Origin of the sequence: uncultured Methylobacterium sp. (assembly GCF_964251405.1) — a bacterium.
Classification (GTDB): Bacteria; Pseudomonadota; Alphaproteobacteria; order Rhizobiales; family Beijerinckiaceae; genus Methylobacterium.
Genome location: NZ_CAXUJR010000156.1, coordinates 1 through 2,415 on the forward strand (window position 1 = coordinate 1; position 2,415 = coordinate 2,415).

Here is a 2,415-nt window from a genome sequence, read left to right on the forward strand (position 1 = left end):
TTGGCTGGGGGACGAGGATTCGAACCTCGACTAGAGGAGTCAGAGTCCACTGTTCTACCGTTAAACTATCCCCCATCTAACCCGTCGAACGATGGGCCATGGATGGCCCGCAGCGTCCGATGAAGCGGTCAGAGGTTCTGTCGGCGGCACCGGCAGAGCCGTCCCATTAGGGTACCTTTCGCCAACGGTCAACCTTCGGAATTCGGCACCCGGCGCCTCGCGGATGCGGCCGCGGCCGCCTCGTCGCGTCCCTGGTCACCGTCATCCCAGGAGCTTGTCGAGGGTGATTGGAATCTCGCGCACCCGCACCCCGGTGGCGTGCCAGACCGCGTTGGCGATGGCCCCGGCGGTGCCCGTGATGCCGATCTCGCCGACCCCCTTGATGCCGAGCGGGTTCACGTGCGGGTCGTGCTCCTCCACCAGGATCGCCTCGATCGCCGGAATGTCGGCGTTCACGGGAACGTGGTACTCGGCGAGGTTGGCGTTCATGATCCGGCCCGAGCGCAGGTCGTGGGCCGCATGCTCGTGGAGCGCCAGCGAGACGCCCCAGATCATGCCGCCGTAATACTGGCTGCGCACGAGGCGCGGGTTGATGATCCGGCCGGCCGCGAAGGCGCCCACCAGCCGCGTCACCCGGATCTGCCCGAGGTCGGGGTCGACCTTCACCTCCGCGTAGACCGCCCCATGCGCGTGCATGGCGTAGGTTTTTCGCGAGGCCGGATCGCCGGCACCTTGGCCCTTCGCCTCGATCGACGCCTTGCCGGCGCGGGCCAGGATGTCCCCGAAGCTCTCGGATCGGCTCGGGTCGTCGCTGCGGCTCAACCCGCCGTCCCTCGCGACCACGCCGGCATTGCCGGCGCCGTAGAGGGGCGAGGCCGGGTCGTTGGTGGCGAGATCCGAGAGCTGCGCCACCAGGGCCGCGGCGGCGTTGTGGACCGCCATGCCCGACGTGGCGGTGCCGGTGGAGCCGCCCGCGAGACCGCCGTCCGGCAGGTTCGAGTCGCCGATGCGCAGTTCGAGCCTGTCAGCCGCCAGACCGAGCGCGTCGGAGGCGATCTGGGCGAGCACCGTCCAGGCGCCCTGCCCCATGTCGTGGGCTGCGGTCTCGAAGAGCGCGGTGCCGTCGGCGCTTAAGGTCGCGCGGGCCTCGCCCTGGAACATGCCCGCCGGGTAGGTGGCGGTGCCGAGCCCCCAGCCGATGAGGAGCCCGTCGGCGTCGCGCATCTGCCGGGGCGCCTGCGGGCGCGAGGCCCAGCCGAAGCGCTCCGCTCCCTGCGCGTAGCACTCGCGCAGGGCCTTCGACGAGAACGGCTTGCCGGTGATCGGCTCGACCTCGGCGTAGTTCTTCAGGCGAAGATCAAGCGGGTCGATCCCGAGTGCGAGGGCGAGCTCGTCCATCGCGCTCTCCACCGCGACGCTGCCCGAGGCCTCGCCGGGGGCACGCATGAAGATCGGTGTCGCGATGTCGGCCCGGGACGCCTCGTGCGTCGTCGAGATCGCCGGCGACGCGTAGAGGTGGCGCGAGAGGATGCCGGAGGGTTCGACGAAGTCGTCGTAGGCGCTGGTGAGCGTCAGGGTGTGGTGGTCGTAGGCGGTGAGCGCGCCATCGGTCTTGGCGCCGAGCGTCAGGGTCTGGCGGGTCGAGGCGCGGTGGCCGACCGGGCCGAACATCTGCTCGCGTCGGGTCACCAGCTTGACCGGGCGGCCGACCAGTTTTGCGGCCATGATCCCGAGGATCTGGGGCGAGGACATGAAGCCCTTCGAGCCGAAGCCGCCCCCGAGATAATGGCTGATGATGTGGATGTTCTCCGCCGGAATCCCGAACAGGCCCGAGAGCCGGCCCTTCGAGACGTGGAGGGCCTGGGTCGGGGTGTAGAGGGTGAGCCTGTCGCCCTCCCACTGCGCCACGCTCACGTGGGGCTCGAGGGCGTTGTGGTACTGCGCCGCCGTCTCGTAGGTGGCGGTGACGCGGGCGTCGGCTTCAGCCAGCCCGGCCGGGACGTCGCCGGCCCCGGCGCTCGACGGAAGGCCGGGTCCGACCACCTCGGGGGTGAAACGGGTGCCGGCCCCGAGTTCCACGCTCGGGGTCTCGCGTTCGTAGCGCGGGCTCAGGAGGGCGGCGCCCTCGGTGGCGGCCTCCAGGGTCTCGGCGATCACCACCGCGATCGGCTGGTTGGCGTAGCGTACGCCGTCGTTCTGGAGAAGGTCGAGGCGGAAGGCGAAGGGGCTGTCGCGCAAGTCGGGGGATTTGGCGAGGGCCGGGGCGTTCGCGGGGGTCATCACGGCGACGACGCCCGGATGGGCCTGTGCCGCGGCGAGATCAAGATGGGCGACGCGGCCCTTGGAGACCGAACTCACCGCCATCACCGCGTGGAGCAGGCCCGGCAGGGCGATGTCGGCGCTGTAGCGGGCCTT

General features: G+C 70.5%; 1 protein-coding gene and 1 tRNA gene. Both read right to left on the bottom strand.

Annotated features, from left to right (window positions below):
* Position 1: 1 nt before the first annotated feature.
* A tRNA-Gln gene (locus tag ACFE7U_RS17450) sits at positions 2 to 75 on the bottom strand.
* Between the two features lie 186 nt (positions 76 to 261).
* Positions 262 to 2,415: xanthine dehydrogenase family protein molybdopterin-binding subunit (locus tag ACFE7U_RS17455; RefSeq protein ID WP_375410975.1), on the bottom strand; the 2,154-nt coding region annotated here is incomplete at its 5' end.